This is a genomic window from Paenibacillus sp. LK1 (genome assembly GCF_002750415.1).
Taxonomy (GTDB): Bacteria; Bacillota; Bacilli; order Paenibacillales; family Paenibacillaceae; genus Paenibacillus; species Paenibacillus taichungensis.
Genome location: NZ_PEII01000008.1, coordinates 293,129 through 311,025, shown reverse-complemented (window position 1 = coordinate 311,025; position 17,897 = coordinate 293,129). Strand labels below are relative to the sequence as shown.

The window sequence follows — 17,897 nt, the reverse complement described above, 5'->3', positions numbered from 1 at the left end:
TTCCTTTTTGTTCGCGGTTATGGTAGCACACAAATTTATGGTTATAAATGCACCCTGAAGTGGTACATTAACCATAACATATAACCTACAGGTGTGATAAATAGTGTATCTTATTCAAAAAATTAAAGAAGTGACTATGCAATATAACGATGCCAGAAAAGTCATTGGCGAGTTTTTTGATTCTACCATGTTGCATCATTACAAGTTATCGCTTAATAGAACGTGTCCAGAAGCCACCATGGAATTGTTTTGGCTCCACCGTAATAACGAAGGCTTTGGGGTCTAACCCGAGAATCGTCTGGTAGAGCAGTTTCTGGTTTTTGCGTTTCGCCAAAATCTCCATAACCAGCCGATCTCCATCTCGTCCACTACCAACCCAAGCGGTGACCCCGTAACCTTTATCTCGCAATGCATTCGCTACATCCCCGCCCATCTGGTTACAAATAACCTTAACGGTAACGTAACCGAGTGCAATCTTCTCTTCAATCCAGGCACCCAGCAATACCCCCAGCCCATAACCAACGGCATATACAATTAACGCAGACGGCTGGGTCAGATATTTGAGTACCAGATTCAGGCCGAGTACGTAGATCACAATTTCGCCCATACTAATGAGCGCAGCAATATATTTCTGTCCTTTGAGCGTCAGAATCATCCGAAGTGTATAGGCAGATACATACACAATCTGGATCAAAAAGATAAATACCAATATTTTAAACAATCGCAATCCCTCTTTCCTGACTTTCACAACGGAATGGGCCGTTTGATGCACGCCTTCTTTCCGCTTCCTCTGCATGTCATTTACGCTTCTGTGTATTTACTCTATCTCCATCATTGGACGTTATGAGGTCATTTTAAACGGTGGAACGTAAATCGGGCTGCAGTTCCTTGCCGGAACTGCCATTATAGAGCCCTTTCTGCGCATTATCAACCCGGCATGAGACCCAGGGGCGAAAATCGGCTTGACTGAATATGCTGAACCAACAACAGGTAGATTAAGGCGTACAGGCAAACAGGTTCGGGAAACGACGGCTACCAAAAGGGGGGAACTGTCATGCAGTTGTGGCACGAAATGGAGCGGGAAGGTATGGAAGAACTCATATTTTGCCATGATCCACGCAGCGGGCTTAAAGCCGTCATCGCCATCCATAGTACAGTACTGGGTCCCGCACTTGGGGGATGCCGCTGCTGGACGTATGCATCGGAGGAAGAAGCGGTTCGGGATGCCATCAAACTCGCAAAGGGCATGACATACAAGTCGGCAGTCTCCGGTCTGCCTTATGGCGGGGGCAAAGCTGTGGTGTGGGATGTGCCCGCCGAACTGGCCACCCAACGGGGCGTAGCCAGCCCAGACAACCATCTGAATCCCAGAAAAGGCAAACAGGATGTCGGACCCCATACGAACATCATTAAAGGCAAGGATACATCGAACGGATTAAATAAGGGGTTAGATACGACATCCAAAAACAACCGGTTAGCTTCCCGGCGTGCCGAAACGTTCCGTTCACTAGGCCGCTATCTGGAACGACTGAACGGACGTTATGTAACGGGCCTGGATCTGGGCACTACGGCGGCAGATATGGACCAGATCCGGCTGGAGACGGTACATGTGACAGATACGACCGGATCGCTTGGTGCACAGGATGATTTCACAGCCGAGATGACCGCCTACGGTGTATACACTGGCATTGTGACATCGCTGCGTCACCAAGGCATCGACGCCTTGCAGGGCATTTCCGTTGCCGTCCAGGGACTGGGCAAGGTCGGCTATGCCCTGTGCCGTTACCTGCATGCAGCCGGGGCACGGCTCATTGTGGCAGACGTTGTACCCGAACGTGTACAACGTGCCCTTGTGCAGTTCAGCGGCGCCATGTCGGCCGATCCGGCCCATATTCACGCCGCTGACTGCAAGGTGTACGCCCCCTGTGCCCTTGGGGGCGTACTGACCCCGGCAACAGTGGAGGAGCTGCGCTGCTCCATCGTTGCCGGGGCGGCGAACAACCAGCTCAGCCACCGGGAGCTGGTTGTTCGCCGCATGCAGGCGCGCGGCATCCTGTACGCGCCTGACTATGTGCTCAATGCAGGCGGAATCATCAGCACCGCCTACGAGCTGGAGGGCGCAGGGCCCGACCTAATCCGCCAAAAGGTGGCGGGAATTGCGGGCACGCTGTCCAAGGTCTATGCGATAGCAGAGCAATCTGCCCTCTCCACGGCGGATGCAGCCGATCAGCTGGCAGAAGCTGTCCTACAAAGCGGAAAACCCCATGCTTAGCATACCGATACCGATTTAACACACTAATTCAATCTCCCAATCTTTTAAGTGCTCCAGAATCGAGATCACTGTTACAGTTCGGCATATCATTTATTTTCTCCATCTTTAAAGTACATCGCATCACGTAAAGAATTAGAAAAAACGTAAAAAAGCCAATCCGATTCATCAACACCGGATTGGCTTTAATCAACTTTTCTTCATAATTCTCATAATTCCATCTGCTAAACTTCATCAGGCAACCTCAACCTGCTACCGCCCGCCTTAACCTCCAACCATTTCAGAGGCCCGCTTCACTCGATGCAGCATCGTCCAGAACAGCATATTAATCACGATTAGTAGCGCTATATAGATCCAGATGCCTGCTGGTATGGTGCGGATGAATACATGTAGTCCCCATAACAGTGCCATGAGCGGAAAGAAGGCAAAGACGAGCCAGCCGTCACTCTGCCCGGCCATACTGAAGGATTGGGAGAACGGCGGTTTTCGCATCAACAACTTTCCAGACAGCGGAATTAGTGCAGTTGCCACCAAAAATATTACGATCAGATCAGGAAGAATTCTTAACCCAAAGGTCCACACAAATATGATAGTGTTCAATATAAATACAGGTAGAAACATATTACATAAGAAAGCCTTCAGCGCTCCACTATATAGCACATTCTCGTTGGCCAGAGGGGCTGCCCGGAAGGTCCAAAACGCCTTGTATTGTCCGGAATACTTCAGCATGGTCACAACAGACACAATCAGCAAGAGCAAAATATATAGCGTGTAAAAGAAGGAGCTTTCCCTGAATTCTGCCCACGAAGAACTCTGCAATTGAGTGAACCAGAATACATAGGGCAATACAAAAGATAAACCCATCGACGGGTATACCTTCAGCTTGAACTCTCTTTCACTTCGCATCATACTGGCAGACAAACGAAAGCACGCCTGCTCTTCTCTCGAACGAGAGAATACCTTCGCCATGATGCGATCCCAACCCCCACGTCTTCGTCCAGATGCCTGACCTGCGTGTGCCATTTTCTCCAAATACAATTCAAAGGAAGGCATCAGCTTCACGTACACCAACAGACTGACCATTGGAACAATCACAGCAAACGCCGAGAAAGTATAAAGCCATGCATCTCCCCCGCCGCCGAACAGCAGCTCAAAAACCGCTGCATACCATACCGGAGGCAGCAGTAACTGCCACCAGGCAGGCGTGAACACCATATTAAAGTCGATGATGCTGAACGAACGTATGACCAGCTGATAACCTACAGCAATCCCGATGGAAAGCAGGATTTGCATCATATTGATCATGTCCTTCAGCTTCTCACCATCCAGAAACTTCATCATGAATAGATAGATCAGGGACGTGGTCACCAGAATTAACATATTAATCAGCACCAGTTCCACTAGAAAAAGCAGGAAAAAGCCGATCCCGTGGGCAATCAATCCGGCTACCAGCGGTGCAGCCGTCAGAGAGCCTGTCAGGAGCAGCAAATAAACCCCGGCGTGAATGGCACGAGCCAAGCCAACAGTGCGTCCATTTACCGGCTTGGTCATGATGATATTACGATCACGGATATCAAGCAGTACCGAAGAAAAGTCGGAGATCATGGAGGTCATGATCATAAACATCAGCATGGCGGTCACTAGACCCATCTGGAGCATAAAGTGTCCCGTATCCCAGACAACAAAAGGAACCATAATCAGCCCCATCAGTGCATACAACCAGAGGGAACGCAGATACAGGTTGCCTTCTTTCTGCTTCTTATTGCCATTACGCGCTGACAATACCGTCGGCACCCTGCGCTGATCCATCTGAAACTTCACCCGTAGAATCAAACGCAGTACATCATAATCCGCTCCTGTTTTGGCGATAATAGGCCGAAAACGGTCCAGAATCTTCAGCGTGCGGAAGTCCGAGGATTCCGCCATATCAATACACCTCCTGCACGATGGACACAAAACGTTCGGCAATTGCCCGATGCTCATTGAAGCCCGTCAGTTGGTTGAATACTTCCTCCAGTGAGCCTTCCATGGATTGCTGCTGAAGTTGCCTGAACGTACCATCCGCCATCACACGTCCTTCGGCAATCAGAACGATTCGGCTGCTGATCTTCTCCACCACATCCATGATGTGTGACGAATAGAATATCGTTGTGCCCTTGGCTGACAGCTGTGTCAAAATCTCTTTTACCACCATCACACTGTTAGCGTCCAGTCCGCTAAGTGGTTCATCCAGGAACAACAGATCCGGGTCATGCAGAAGCGCGGAGATCAGCAGCACTTTCTGACGCATGCCTTTGGAGAAGGTAGCAATGCGGGAATGATATGATTTTTCCAGTCCAAAACAGTCCATCAACTGCTTCGCCTTATAATCGGCATCTTCATAGGACAATCCGTACAATTCTCCTATAAAGGTCAGATACTCTGCCGGGGTTAATTGTTCGTATAGCTCCGCGACTTCAGGTACATAACCGATTCTGCGCTTATATTCCGCGTCACCATCCGCGATATCCTTGCCAAAGATGCGGACCGTACCCACATATCCCTCAACCAGTCCGAGCAAAATCTTGACCGTCGTACTTTTACCCGCACCGTTCGGACCGATGTATCCGATCATCTCGCCCCGATTCACTTCCAGATCAATCCCATTGAGCACATAACGCCCGTTATACCGCATACGCAAGCCTTCAATTGACAGTACTTGTTTTTCACTCACTTCGTTATCCAGCCCCTGTCTCAACTATTTCTACAATTCTACTAGTTTACCACAGATTGGATTAACAGAGAGGGATAAAGAAAAATTAAAAGACCTTTGCTCTGCATAAAGAAATGCATAACAAAGGTCCAAAATTTATAAATTATAATACATTTTTTTGTAAATTCACCAATTAAGCCTGGTAATTATTATTTTTTTATTTAGTTGAAATTCTTATTAATAAAAGGTAAAACAACACCCCTCCTATCACTCCAAAAAAAGCATATAAATCTGTAAAAGTATAAGCTATAAACGCGGATGATATCAACGTCACAATAATCCCTGCTCTATTTTTCAATAATAATCTATAGGTTAGATAGCCTAGCAACCCAGAGATTAATGTAGATAACAAAAAAGGAAGAAAAACGTACATTTGCTAACCTCCTAACTCGAACTCATGTTTCACCATTTTTTACTTTGTGGCAGGGTCCTACCAGTAATATATCTGAGCAATGTAATCGTCCTGAAAATTAAGCTTTTCCGTTATTTATACTAATACCTTTTTTCTGCTTTTGATAATCTAAAATTAGAAAAAAGATTCAATTGGAATGTTTCAACTCTAGCTTGTATAGCTTCATATTTTTCACAATTAAACCCTTGTCCCACTCATAATGAGGGACAAGGGTTTAATTGTGAATCTATATGATGATTAACTGACCAACAATAAATCCTTATTGAACCTTAACAATCTGGAATTGCTGATTCGTACCACCATTATCGGTCCACTGGATGGCAGCTGCTCCGTCTGCCAGGGATTGTCCCGAAATATCAAGTACCTTGCCTGTGCTGCGGTTTTTCAATTTATAATAACCACCGCCCACACTAACCAACTGCCATTGCTGACTGGCCCAGCCGCCATCGTTCCACTGTTCAATAACAGCTCCATCTGCAGTAGAGCCATTCTCAACACCAATCAGCTTGCCGCTGGATCGGTTGATGATTTTGACATAACCGCCACCCGCATCCGTGATCTGCCACTGCTGGCTGGTCGTTCCGCCGTCTGCCCGCTGCTCCAGATCGGCACCATTATCCGCAGAACCACCGATGACATTAAGCAATTTATTGCTTTTGCGACTAATCAACTGATACGAAGCATTCGGGTCCCATACGTTAGTGTTATCCACTCCGGTTACGGAACCCGTGGCTGCATCGATGGTAACCGTGCTTGCCCAGTTCATTGCCAGACTGGTTGCACTAGGGAAAGACAACGGTAACCACACATACTTGGAGTCCTGCACTGGCCCGCTCCAGGCGCCCGCCCAGCGATCGCCCATGTAGAGATAGGATGTTGTCTGTGAGCCTTCCACGGGAAGCACATACGCCGATTGGGAACCATAGGTTGTACTATCCCCAAAGTTGCTCAGGCCGCTCCACGTGCCAGTTATGCTGGTAGCCGTTGCATACTTGGCCTGATTCGGATTCCATCCCGTAGCCCCGGATGTGATCAGGAAGTAGACGCCACCCTTTTTAAACATGGCAGGTGCCTCACGATACTGACCCGGCCATAGCGTCGTTACGAGCGATTCCACACCGAGAAAATCAGGAGTCAGCTTGTAGATATTCAGGTCAGCATTCACTTTGGTCGCCGAGATGAGATAAGCCGTTCCGTTGTCGTTGAATACCGTCATGTCTCTCGAATCATAGCCAAGCGGACGATAGCTGCCCACATACGTATAATTGCCATCCACTGTACTTGAGGTCGCTACCGCCACTCTCGCTTCACCATAGTCAACCCCGTTTTCCTTATGCATCCAAAGAACATACTTGCCTGTGGCACTGTTATAAATGACTTTCGGGCGTTCGATGTTGGAAATGTTCAGCTCGGCAGCCGAGCTGCTGGTAAGCACATCATTGCGATACTCCCAGTTTTTCAGATCTGCTGAACGATATACGGAAACCGCCTTGAACGTTCCATTAGGATTGCGGTTCTCTCCAAACCAATAATAATACCCGTTAGCCTTAATCATCCCGCCCCCATGGGCATGAATGACATTGCCGTTTGTATCCTTGAACTGTACCCCATTGGTCACACTGAGTGGAGCAGCGGAAGCCTGTTGTCCTGGAGCGACCAGCATACCTAGCGATTGTAGCGCCAAGATTAGAGCGAGCAGATAACAAAAGCGACGAATGAAGCGATGCGAATTTGTTTTCTTTTCCAACCAATACTCATTCATAGAACAATACACCTCCGTAATTTATTTATAAAGCGCTTACAATAAAATCGATACGTCTCTTCTTCCTCCGATCGATGATGCATTTCATAATCACCTGTTGCTCAGACTGGCTCGGCACTCACCTCCTGATTACGATTGTATCCACGATCCTCCTGCTCGAATAGTGAACAATACGGCGGAACATGTACGATTAAACACTGAACTTATGGAGAGAACAGCAAAAAGACGCTTCATCCGAAGCGTCCTCTGTTATACACAAGCCAAATCCCTATAATATACGCTATTTCTTAATCTTCGTCGTCAAAATCCTGATCAAACGAAAGCACTTTGCCTGTATTGGCATCGACGTCTACATCGGCTTCACCGTTTGCTGTTCTCAGTTCCACTTCATAAACATAACGGCCGTTATCATGATCCAGTTCGATTTCGGTTACTTTTCCGCCTGTCACCTGTTTCAGGGCAATGTTCGAAGCTTGTGCTTCTGTCAGTTTAACCTGTTTTGAAGCAGCTTGATTAGAAGAAGTACCTGCCACAGTCCCATTATAATCATCGTCGTCATCGTAATCTTCATCATCGACTACTGCAAGGATTTTACCTGTGTAAGCATCCAAACGAACAACAACATCATTACTACCTTTTTTATCGATTTCAACTTCATAGAACGTTTGGCCGTTTCTGCGCTCCAGATCCACATCATCCACTTTACCATCCGTTGCTTTCAAGGCTGCTTCTTTTGCCTGTGCGACCGTCAGCAATGTACCTGTGTTCTGGGTCTGTGTTACTGATTGTGTAGTGGACGTTTGCGTAGGCTGTACCGATTGTCCGTTTACACTCCCACTAGCCAGAGCGGCTGATCCTCCGAGCAACACCGCTGCCGACAAGCTGCCAATCCATAGTTTATGTTTGTTCATCATCATCATTCATCTCCTCGTTGTTGTTCTCGTTCTCGTCTACAGTTATAGAATAACCTGTACGAATGAGAGTTCAGCGAGAGTTAGATTAGAATTTGATGAGAAAATGAGTGAGAACCTCACAGAATGGCTTCTATTCCTTTAATCATCGTCATCATCCCAAGTGACCGAACGAATCGCGCCTGAAATGGCATTCACCTGCACAATGGCCTCACGGCCGTCTTCCAGGTCAATTTCAACCAGATAATACGGATTGCCACTATTCGTTCCACGGAGTTCGATATCATCCACTTCACCAGGAATCCTAGCCAGCGCCTTCTGCTCTGCTTCTTTCTCGCTCAGAAATGAAGTCTTGGTGCCTTCCCCTGTCGTCGGGTCGGGTGAAGAGGATTCCAGCGTCTTTGAAGACTGTTTCTCTCCGGTATACGGATCAATGGTCCATTGCTCCCGAGTATTGTCCTTCATCTTAAATACCGCCAGATACACCGGGATTCCCTGCTGCTCGACAAGTTCAAGCGACACGAGTTCGGCATCCGTTTGTTTCAGTAATTCCGTCTTGATTTGTTCCCGGCTCCATAACGTCTTCTCCTCGGCTTGTGGGTTGGACTCCAGCCGTTTAATGGAATTCACAGTTGCCGTAACCGCATCAACTTGTACGTCATACAGTCCGGTTTCTGAGCGGAGCTGCATGATGTAGGTTCCGTCCTTCAACGTGGAATTCACGATTTCTCCCGTATATTGATCCAAGACCGATTGGGCGGCTGCATCTGCTGTTAACATCACGCGGTCTGATTGCCATGGCTTCCACCACATGACCACTATAACGATAAGGAGAGCCAGTAGCCCCACACCCCACCAAAATGAACGTCTCGGCTTTGCCCATCCTTTGTGTCGTTGTTTTTCCCGTTTCATTTCCGGACGCCCCTCATGCTCTTCCATCATGGTTCCCCCTTACGTACTCTCTTATGATCCGAAATTGTACCGTGTTCACCAGTATATAAGAGAAGAATGAGATTTTCATGAGAGTGACCCGTTCTGTACGGATGTGGGCAAAATAATGGAAGCCTCGGTTCCCCTGCCCTCTGTGCTGCTCAGTTCAATGCGTGCGCCCACGGCCTCTGCGATATCTTTGGCAAGAGACAGTCCCAAGCCCGAACCGCTTGCTCCGCCGCTGCGTGTTCTGGCCTGATCTACGCGATAGAAACGGTCAAACACCTTGGACAATTCCTCTTCACGCATGCCGATCCCCTTATCCACAATACGTATCCGACATTCCTGCCCCTTTGCCTCCAGCCACACTTCAATAGCATCTTCACTATACTTACGAGCATTGTCCAGCAAAATAAAAAGCAGCTGCTTCAGCTTGCTCACATCGCTAATCGCCCATATCCTGCCTGGATCATCACAGTGGACTTCCCGATGATAGGCTTCGCGAAATGCACGTGTGGAATCCAGCGCAAGCCGGGTGATATCCACCCGCTCCAGCTGTACATTCCACTGCTCTGGCTGCTTTGCCAGCAATAGCAGCTGCTCGGTCATCTCTCGCATGCGCACGGATTCGGACAGAATCGCTTCTACCGCCTCATCGAATACTTCGGGTCGTTCCTTGCCCCTTCGTTGCAGCAGACTGGCATAACTTTCAATGATGGTAAGTGGCGTTTTCAGTTCATGAGAAGCATCGGAAACAAAGCGCTCCTGCCGCTCGAAGTTGGATTCGAGCAGATCCATCATGCGGTTGAACGTCTGCCCCATCGTTTTCAGCTCGTCCTTGGATTTTTCGTCGAGGGGAAGCCGCTTGAACTGACCGCTCGACTGGATATCACTCATCGTACGTGTCATCTGCTGGATCGGCCGTGTCATCCGGTTCGCCAGAATACGGCTGGAGATGATGGCCGGAATCAGCGCGATGATGGTCACGGCAACAAGAACCGTACGAAGCACAGACAGGCGATTCTCGGTATCCTCAATGCTCTCGGTGACTTGTAGATTCACCACTTCTCCGTCCGGCCAGATCACTGGAACAGAGACCCAGACATAACCGATTTGCTCAACTTGGGTATACTCGGATTTTTTTTCGCTTTCGTACTTGTAGGATAGCTTGCTCAGCTGCTCCTCAGCCGAGGTCGTCACCGGTGGGGAGCTGGTGCCGTCTTCATTGACGATCCGCAGCATGCCGTCCAGCGGCGCGTAGGCCCGGAGCAAGTCGTCCGGCGGAATGGAACCGGCAGACTGGCGCACTCCTTTTACAATAGACTCGGCCTCAGCCTCTACCCGCTTGATCTCGTTATCGATCGACATTCGTTCAAACACGATATACACCGACAGGTTGACGACAATCAGCAGCACGGCGAACAATACGGACGAGTATCCGTAGATTTTGCTGCGCAGGCTCATACTTGCTCCTTCAGGACGTAACCAACACCCCGAACGGTATGTATTAAGGGTGGTGTGAATCCGTTATCGACCTTTTTGCGCACATAACGGATATACACATCCACCACATTGGTATCTCCATAATAATCGTATCCCCAGACGGCCTGAACAATCTGATCCCGGCTCAGCACCTGGCGCTGGTTTTGCAGCAGATACACCAATAGATCGAACTCACGCGGGGTAAGCTCAATCGATTGACCATCCCTGGATACCTCACGGGTTCCTTCATTCAGCTTCAATCCACCTGCGGTGAGCCAGCCTGTCTCACTCTCCGCCGTGTGCTCTGATGATTGCGCCGTGTCCCGTGGAACCGAAGAAGAAGAATGGGCAGCAGCCGATGCAGCACTCAGGCGCAGTGCAGCACGCACTCTCGCGAGCAGTTCTTCAATCTGGAACGGTTTTGTAATGTAATCGTTAGCTCCGAGATCGAGTCCCGAGACTTTGTCTTCCACAGAGTCTTTGGCTGTGAGCATCAGAATGGGCACGGTCGCATCTTTGGCACGTATCCGCCGCAGCACTTCAATCCCACTCAGACCCGGCAGCATAATATCCAGCAGAATCAGATCCCATTGCCCGTCCCCATACATCTCCAGCCCTTCCGTTCCGCTGCCTGCCTTGCCTACCTGATATCCCTCATACTGTAATTCCAGTTCAAGCAGGCGTGCAATTTTGGGCTCATCCTCGATCACCAGCACGGCTTCATTCATGCAGAGCTCCCCCTCATTCCGTCATTCCATTCTCCCGTTATATTACAATACGAATTACAATTTACCTAAGGCATCCTCTACCAAGTCATCCCCAGCAATCAGATCAAAAGCCATTCGATACGTCTTCTCCTCCTGGAGGGAAGCAGCGATGACACGAGCCACGTCTTCACGTGGAATACTTCCCGGTTTCAGATCTGTTCCTACAGAGATTTTGCCGGTGCCCGGTTCATTTTTCAAACCACCAGGACGGATAATGGTGTAATTCAGATCACTTGCGAACAACGCCCGATCAGCATAATGCTTCGCCACGTAATACGGCTTAATGGCGTCCGACCATTTCTCTCGTTGATCTGCCCCAAACGCACTGACCAAAATATATCTGGTAATTCCCTGCTGCTGTGCAGCCTCCATTGTTTTCACTGCACCATCGAGATCAATGAGCAATGTTTTGTCTTCGCCCGTAGATCCACCGGAACCCGCTGTAAATACAATGGCATTGTGATCTTTCATTGCCTCGGCTAGATCATCCACGCCGCCTTCCAAATCGCCAATTACGACATTGGCACCAAGCTGCTTAAGTAGGTCTGCCTGCTCCGGTTTGCGAATCATCGCGGTGACCTGATGTTTCCCTTCCTCCACCAGTTGCTGCACCAGAAATTTGCCGATTTGTCCGTTCGCTCCAATGACTAATACGTTCATATGTCATTCTCCTCTCGGTTTTCCTTTTATAAGCTAGCTTTTATAAAACAGACTTGTCTTTAATTTAAACGAAAGCCGACGCTTCTAAGCGCCGGCTGCTATGTATTACTACCGTTCAGCGCATCTGGCAAGATGCGGATAACATGTCTTTCCTTTAATATACCATACACCCTATACGGTTATACCGAGCACTTTTTTCTTCAATATATATCTGATAACAACGGTTATACTTCCGCATTCACTTCGTGGAACTTAGCCCCTATGCCAAACGGATGCTGGTTAAAAATAAAAAAAGACACCCCAAATGGGGTGCCTTTCTGTTGCATGGCATACAGGTATTAGTAAGCCAGTGCAAACAAGCCGTGAATATGAGCAAGGTAACGGATGTTACTTGCTTCTTTCATCATGGTTGCTGGCAGACCTTTCAGACGAGTCTGGTTGCCACCGATCATGCCGACAGCATCCTTACGACCCAGACTTCCCAGTGTACCGGAGAATACTGGTGTGAAGGATTCCATTGCGCCACCTTTGAACATTACGCCCAAGTTGTGACCAATAGTTTCACCCATTTGCCAAGCCAATTGTGCTGTTGGAGGGTATGGACGAGCGCCTTCGCTAGGGAAGACCACTGCGCTGTCACCAGCAACAAACACGTCTTTATGGGATGTGGATTGCAGTACTTCCGTAACTTTCGCACGGCCACGATCCACTTCAATTCCGCTGTTGGCAACAACTGCATTACCTTGAACGCCGCCTGTCCATACGAGTGTGTTCGTAGGGATCGAGCTTCCGTCTTTCAGCAGAACTTCATTTTCTTTCATTTCGGTAATCGCTACGCCAACGATGAAGTTAACGCCACGTTTTTCCAGACTCGATTTTGCACGCTCAACCAGTTCTGGCGGGAATCCTGCCAGGATGGAAGGACCTGCTTCAACCGTGTACAGGGAAACTTCTTTGAAGTCGATACCTTTTTCTTGGCATACAGCCGGAAGAAGGTCAGCGAATTCACCAACAAGCTCGATACCTGTCAAACCACCGCCACCGATAACAAACGTAGCGTCTGCTTTGTTGCCGGATTGTTTGTAAGCATCCAAACGAGCTTCCACGTGTGCACGAATGCGGTTAGCATCGCTAACGGATTTCAGCGTGAAGCTGTACTCCTGCAATCCCGGAATTCCGAAGAATGCCGTTTCACTGCCCAAGGCAACAACGAGTGCATCGTAAGAGTAAGTAGAACCACTGGTCATGAGAACTTTTTTCTCGTCCGGCTTGATTGTATCCACCGTATCGATTTTCAAGTTCACATTTTTACCACTCAGCAATTTTTCGAGTGGAAGGGCAACTGCTTTTTCAGCAATGCTTCCTGCTGCAAGACGGTGCAGTTCCGTAATAATTTGGTGCGTAGGGTAACGGTTCACGACTGTAATAGTCGCTTCTTCCGGTGTCAGGTATTGACGCGCAGTCAGCGCAGTCAACAGACCACCGTAACCTCCGCCCAAGATCAAAATTTGCTTCGACATATCCATCCTCCGTTCTTCTAATCTTAACGTTGCTGTTGTTGACGCTCGTTCAGGATGCTCAGGAATGATTGAGCAAAACGCAGCGTTTGTTGTACGTTTGGATCTTTAAGCATTTTGAGCATAGCGAACAAACCAACCGAAGTTTGCTCGGCTTGCGCACGATCACTTGCTTCGATGGCAGCAGAAGCTACACCTTTAGCTTTGTCTACAACAGGTTTAGCAAACTCGCCCATTGCGCTCATTGTGTCGCTGATCAGAACTTTGTCTGTAGCTACGCTTTGTGCAAAGTCATAAGCTTTGGTCATTGCAGTGACCATTTCAGCCAGTTTAGGCAGGTTCTCCACCAGAACGGTCAGAGACTCCTGTACCTCAGGCTTCATCAGTTGATCCAGTACGTCCAAGGACTGGCGTTGGGAAACGTCGGCACCTTCTGTAACCGGCACCTCTTGTTGAGTAGGCGATTGTGACATAAGAGAAAGTCCTCCTTTACTTTGGGATAGAAGTCCGCGACTTTCATGATGCCTGTCAAGCAGAGCCGAACCACAAATACATCCAATACAACTAAATGTACCAAATTTCACACAATAGAATGAGCATAGCCCAAGGGCCGTTCCCACATCGTGTATTGTATCTTGGGTCTATTGCGGACAACATGTGTTGACGCAAAACGACAAGCAGGCCGAAACCGAACTCTATACCCCTATATTACACCTCTTACACATGAACATGAAAAAGAAATTTTTTACACTTGTGAAGATATTGTGAACATTGTAACAAAATCGATTTTTTTGTCAAGCATTGCGGTCGGTTTAAAATCGATTATTCTCCTGTCCCAGATCCATCATCCTACCACATGTGGTATGAAGACAAGATCCCATATGACCATATGTGCGATATGTACACAAGGAAGGATTTTTTCAACTGAATTTTTCAGGAATTGTTTTCCAAAACCATGAATTTCATGCAACGAAATTGGTCACTGTCGTTATTATGCAGCTAGGGGTGCAGCCTTATTCCTGAAATGACATCATTTCTTGTTCAAGTATGAACCTATCCGGGCATGAAAGCAAAAAAGTCAGAAAGAAGGCCTGACGGATCGTCCGGCCTTCTGATATTTCTTTCACTGTTTGCCTGATCTGATCGTTACATGTAGGTCACACCATAACCATTTCTGGGGAATGCTGATCCATTTCTTCAAGCAACGCTTGTATTACAATGACAGCAGCCCGCTCCAATTCCTCCACCTCCAGAAGTATCGAGATAGCCTGATCGGCATGAAGCTTCTCATTAGGCAGTCCTCCATCTGGAAAAGGAAAACACTGCTTGAGCATGTTTAACCTTTGGGACATGTTTCGATATAACTCTTCCGCCTGAAGACAGAGTGGAATCAAGCTGGAATGGAGGGGAGTCGAAGCCCACTTTACAGAAAGTTCTTTGAAAAACTCACTTGCATAACGTCTTGCATCCCACAAAACCGCAAGGTTATAGGCATGACCGTTCGGTTCTACCCGTCTATATTCTAGGGCTTCTCTCCAGACCCCATAAGCAGCCAGACCACTGACTGTGTTCGGCAAGGTATACGGGTCCTCCCCACGATAATGAGCCAAAACATCTGTCAGTGCTGCGCGCAGGTTCATTTCTCGTATCATGCCATCTGATTCCGCTGTCAGTACAAATACTTCCTGATTCACACCCCGCCCTACATGATCATAGGGAATTGTTTCTGATTTAATGAAATCTGTACCGTATAAGGTTCGAACTGCATCATCATAGCCATAGATCAATCCGAATTCGGGAATATTCAGGTCCCATACGACGGCCGGAATTCCCCGATGAATGGAGTAACGAATCAGGGAGAGGGCCCGAACTAGCCTTGGATTTAGCAACCTTTTCCCTTTCGCTTTCTCCTCTAGCATCGAAGGATCGACCAGATTGGCATTGCCCCCTGCTTCGCTCGCCAAAGCCTCAACCGCATGGGAACGATAACCCATATGCTGCAATCCTCTGGTAAGCACCTCTTTGAAGTTATAGGCGGTGGGTCCAGCGATATGTATGTCCTGAGGCAGGATGGTCAGACGAAAAGAAAGTCCGCTCATCCCCATAACCATGGGGAGAGATGGAGATGAACCGATATAACCTAACATCTCGTGAATGGATGCTGCTGCCGAGTTCCAGGTTTGGGGAGCTCGAAACGAAAGGGGTTCCTCCAGAATCACTCGATTTTGCCCAAGTGAATTCCACTCTGCCAGCATTTCTTCTACAGATAAATGAATATGAAGCTGCGACACTTTTTTACGTGAACGTGATAGAATTTGATACACATTAGCACTTGTTAGATTGAATTTGCAGGCAATTTCTTGCGGCGATAGCTGCTCCATCCAATACGATGTAAAGACCTGTTGCTCTCTCTCATTCAGACAACCTAGCAGCTTGTGGAGATTGTTCCTCATTTCCTGCTGAGCAACAGCTTGATACGGATCATAGCCTGTCTCCCAGGATCTCCGATCGGTGTCATTCAAAAAATGATTCAGCGTCATGTCGAGCGAGTCTTGATCGCTCCATGAGGCATCATCGGCTCCAAATCCAAATGCAAAGAACGAAGAAAAATGTTGTTCCCGCTGCTGCTCTCGGCGCTGCATATGTGAATACGCCTGATTACGCACAATGCGCTGCATCCAGGCCATAAAACGGTCAGCATTCTGAAGCTGTCTCATATGAATGAACGCACGAATAAGCCCATCCTGTAAAATGTCTTCTGCGAGATAAGAATCATGCGTAAGTGCTCGCACATAACGGAACAATTGTCCGCGGTAACGGTGAATCAACTCACCAAAGGCCTCTGTATCCCCAGTTTGGGCTCGTTGGATAAGCGCGATGTCCGACTCCTTATTCCCATTTTTGAATGTCTCACCTTGCCCCGGCGTGATATGGCGATTGTCAGCTAATTCATCCATTTGTATCTCCCTCTCTTATAGCCTTGCTTCATTACATTACTCCATCTTCAAAATAGCAGCTTCGATCATAGCTTCCGTCTCCGCAAGCGCCTCCATGATTGTCGCAGCAGCCTCCCAGTTCCGGGAGACAAGACGGGATTGGCATTCCCCGAATTGGCGGGATTGTGCGTATTTCAAAGCAGAAAGATCAGGATGGATTGTTTTAAAAAATAAGCCATAATCATGGGCACGACGCGCGCCTACTGGCAGAGCAAAATACACATAATGAGCCCACTCATTACCATCGATTGATCCAGCACGAACCTGTTCCGCCTTATCTAGAATTGCTGAAGCTCCTGTTTGTCCTTCCTGAGCAGCAATGTCATTGAGCTGTTCTGTAAGGCTTGATTTGAACCAAGTAAAAGCGCGGCGGTTAATCTCCTCCAGATCAGGCTGTTCCATGCGTTCAGGACTCCACCATCGTCGATACACACCGCTACTCCACGGGAATTCAGACTTCCATGCTTCCTCAAGTTTATCCAATGTCAGGAAGACATTCGGGAATCCAGCCGGGTCATGCAGGCATATTTCATCGCCCTCCATGCTCAACGCCACTACATAATGATCGGAACCACCCAGGTTGGGAAAGTTGGGATTGTAGACGAGTTTGCCCATATCCAGCGGACCCATCATCATAGGACCCTGCTTCAAGGCCTCTCTTAGCTCATCTACAGGCATCTCTGTACCCCGTGATTGCACACTTTCACGCACACTAAACCCCAGAATGCTCATCGCTTTGCTGATGGCCAGATCAGGACTAGAGGTACAATTATCAAAAAAGAGAAGGTCTTCCTGCGTTCGAAAGGCCCCTAGTGAAAAGCCACCGACGGTTTCAAGCAGACCAGGGTCTACCTTTTCTCCAATGGACGACAGCAGCATTGAAGCTGAATTGGCGTAGCAATATGCACCATTTCCAATATAATTGCTCATATCATAACATCCTCTCATTTCTTTAATGAAGCACGCGATCATGCAATGCCTATACTTATATTGACTCTTCGTACAGATCATTTCTGACAGAATATTCAGAACAAATTTCTGCCCGCATGAACTAGCGAACGTTTAGAATGCGGACATCCCGGTTAATAAGGACTACACCAGAAACGAAGGAGATGTTCGATATGAGTAATTCAACTAGCGATAAAATCAAAGCAGGCGTAAACAAGGCCAAAGGCGAAGTGAAGGATCAGGTCGGTAATGCAACTAACAACAGATCCCTTCAGGCTGAGGGCAAAAAAGACAAAGCCAAAGGTGCTGTGCAGGACAAAATTGCTGATGTAAAAAAACATCACTAGATCCATTCGTTAAACGTGAACACGCACGACGATTCGTGCAGTAAATATAGAATCTTTGCCCGACCGTCCATATCGGTTGAAAGCCGGGATTCGACGGGGGCGCAAAAAAGCCAAGGAAGGTGTTATTCACTACACCCTTCCCTG

15 protein-coding genes are annotated in these 17,897 nt (G+C 48.0%); 2 read left to right on the top strand and 13 right to left on the bottom strand.

Annotation, left to right across the window (positions count from 1 at the left end):
* Positions 1-205 precede the first annotated feature (205 nt).
* On the bottom strand, positions 206-721 hold the full coding sequence (locus tag CS562_RS19440; RefSeq protein WP_076287701.1) for a DUF2179 domain-containing protein: 516 nt from the start codon (positions 719-721) through the stop codon (positions 206-208).
* A 333-nt stretch (positions 722-1,054) separates the two neighbouring features.
* Between CS562_RS19440 and CS562_RS19435 the strand changes: the two genes are divergently transcribed.
* Complete coding sequence (locus CS562_RS19435; RefSeq protein ID WP_099857963.1) at positions 1,055-2,272, top strand: Leu/Phe/Val dehydrogenase; 1,218 nt, start codon at positions 1,055-1,057, stop codon at positions 2,270-2,272.
* Between the two features lie 261 nt (positions 2,273-2,533).
* Here CS562_RS19435 and CS562_RS19425 read toward each other — a convergent pair whose 3' ends face one another.
* The 12 genes from CS562_RS19425 to CS562_RS19365 all read right to left on the bottom strand — a co-directional run bounded on the left by CS562_RS19425 (position 2,534) and on the right by CS562_RS19365 (position 17,388).
* On the bottom strand, positions 2,534-4,195 hold the full coding sequence (locus CS562_RS19425; RefSeq protein ID WP_099857962.1) for a hypothetical protein: 1,662 nt from the start codon (positions 4,193-4,195) through the stop codon (positions 2,534-2,536).
* A gap of 1 nt (position 4,196) precedes the next feature.
* Positions 4,197-4,982 carry an ABC transporter ATP-binding protein gene (locus tag CS562_RS19420; RefSeq protein WP_099857961.1) on the bottom strand — a complete coding sequence of 262 codons (786 nt, stop codon included), beginning with the start codon at positions 4,980-4,982 and terminating at the stop codon, positions 4,197-4,199.
* A gap of 710 nt (positions 4,983-5,692) precedes the next feature.
* Positions 5,693-7,195, bottom strand: coding sequence for an RICIN domain-containing protein (locus tag CS562_RS19410; RefSeq protein ID WP_099857960.1), 1,503 nt, complete (start codon positions 7,193-7,195; stop codon positions 5,693-5,695).
* Positions 7,196-7,482: 287 nt separating this feature from the next.
* Positions 7,483-8,109, bottom strand: coding sequence for a PepSY domain-containing protein (locus tag CS562_RS19405; protein WP_180287185.1), 627 nt, complete (start codon positions 8,107-8,109; stop codon positions 7,483-7,485).
* 138 nt (positions 8,110-8,247) lie between these two features.
* Positions 8,248-9,045, bottom strand: coding sequence for a PepSY domain-containing protein (locus CS562_RS19400; RefSeq protein ID WP_180287184.1), 798 nt, complete (start codon positions 9,043-9,045; stop codon positions 8,248-8,250).
* A gap of 78 nt (positions 9,046-9,123) precedes the next feature.
* Entirely contained in the window at positions 9,124-10,500 is a 1,377-nt protein-coding gene (locus CS562_RS19395; protein ID WP_099857957.1) for a sensor histidine kinase, read from the bottom strand.
* Entirely contained in the window at positions 10,497-11,246 is a 750-nt protein-coding gene (locus CS562_RS19390) for a response regulator transcription factor (protein ID WP_099857956.1), read from the bottom strand. Before CS562_RS19390 ends, CS562_RS19395 begins: the two co-directional genes overlap by 4 nt.
* Positions 11,247-11,300: 54 nt before the next feature.
* On the bottom strand, positions 11,301-11,945 hold the full coding sequence (locus tag CS562_RS19385) for an SDR family oxidoreductase (RefSeq protein ID WP_076287363.1): 645 nt from the start codon (positions 11,943-11,945) through the stop codon (positions 11,301-11,303).
* Between the two features lie 338 nt (positions 11,946-12,283).
* Positions 12,284-13,465 (bottom strand): NAD(P)/FAD-dependent oxidoreductase, encoded by a 1,182-nt coding sequence (locus CS562_RS19380; protein ID WP_076287362.1) that lies wholly within the window; start codon positions 13,463-13,465, stop codon positions 12,284-12,286.
* 23 nt (positions 13,466-13,488) lie between these two features.
* Complete coding sequence (locus CS562_RS19375; protein WP_024629786.1) at positions 13,489-13,935, bottom strand: DUF1641 domain-containing protein; 447 nt, start codon at positions 13,933-13,935, stop codon at positions 13,489-13,491.
* Positions 13,936-14,619: 684 nt separating this feature from the next.
* Positions 14,620-16,419, bottom strand: a complete 1,800-nt coding sequence (locus tag CS562_RS19370; RefSeq protein ID WP_099857955.1) for an RNA polymerase sigma factor — start codon at positions 16,417-16,419, stop codon at positions 14,620-14,622.
* Between the two features lie 36 nt (positions 16,420-16,455).
* Positions 16,456-17,388, bottom strand: a complete 933-nt coding sequence (locus tag CS562_RS19365) for a cysteine peptidase family C39 domain-containing protein (protein WP_099857954.1) — start codon at positions 17,386-17,388, stop codon at positions 16,456-16,458.
* A 191-nt stretch (positions 17,389-17,579) separates the two neighbouring features.
* Between CS562_RS19365 and CS562_RS19360 the strand changes: the two genes are divergently transcribed.
* Positions 17,580-17,753 carry a CsbD family protein gene (locus CS562_RS19360; RefSeq protein WP_076287359.1) on the top strand — a complete coding sequence of 58 codons (174 nt, stop codon included), beginning with the start codon at positions 17,580-17,582 and terminating at the stop codon, positions 17,751-17,753.
* Positions 17,754-17,897: the final 144 nt, after the last annotated feature.

Bases quoted from the DNA above. Each gene is read 5' to 3' on its own strand.
- CS562_RS19395 (WP_099857957.1), bottom strand. From the start codon at position 10,500: ATGAGCCTGCGCAGCAAAATCTACGGATACTCGTCCGTATTGTTCGCC.
- CS562_RS19405 (WP_180287185.1), bottom strand. From the start codon at position 8,109: ATGATGAACAAACATAAACTATGGATTGGCAGCTTGTCGGCAGCGGTG.
- CS562_RS19375 (WP_024629786.1), bottom strand. From the start codon at position 13,935: ATGTCACAATCGCCTACTCAACAAGAGGTGCCGGTTACAGAAGGTGCC.
- CS562_RS19400 (WP_180287184.1), bottom strand. From the start codon at position 9,045: ATGGAAGAGCATGAGGGGCGTCCGGAAATGAAACGGGAAAAACAACGA.
- CS562_RS19370 (WP_099857955.1), bottom strand. From the start codon at position 16,419: ATGGATGAATTAGCTGACAATCGCCATATCACGCCGGGGCAAGGTGAG.
- CS562_RS19385 (WP_076287363.1), bottom strand. From the start codon at position 11,945: ATGAACGTATTAGTCATTGGAGCGAACGGACAAATCGGCAAATTTCTG.
- CS562_RS19360 (WP_076287359.1), top strand. From the start codon at position 17,580: ATGAGTAATTCAACTAGCGATAAAATCAAAGCAGGCGTAAACAAGGCC.
- CS562_RS19380 (WP_076287362.1), bottom strand. From the start codon at position 13,465: ATGTCGAAGCAAATTTTGATCTTGGGCGGAGGTTACGGTGGTCTGTTG.
- CS562_RS19390 (WP_099857956.1), bottom strand. From the start codon at position 11,246: ATGAATGAAGCCGTGCTGGTGATCGAGGATGAGCCCAAAATTGCACGC.
- CS562_RS19435 (WP_099857963.1), top strand. From the start codon at position 1,055: ATGCAGTTGTGGCACGAAATGGAGCGGGAAGGTATGGAAGAACTCATA.
- CS562_RS19410 (WP_099857960.1), bottom strand. From the start codon at position 7,195: ATGAATGAGTATTGGTTGGAAAAGAAAACAAATTCGCATCGCTTCATT.
- CS562_RS19425 (WP_099857962.1), bottom strand. From the start codon at position 4,195: ATGGCGGAATCCTCGGACTTCCGCACGCTGAAGATTCTGGACCGTTTT.
- CS562_RS19365 (WP_099857954.1), bottom strand. From the start codon at position 17,388: ATGAGCAATTATATTGGAAATGGTGCATATTGCTACGCCAATTCAGCT.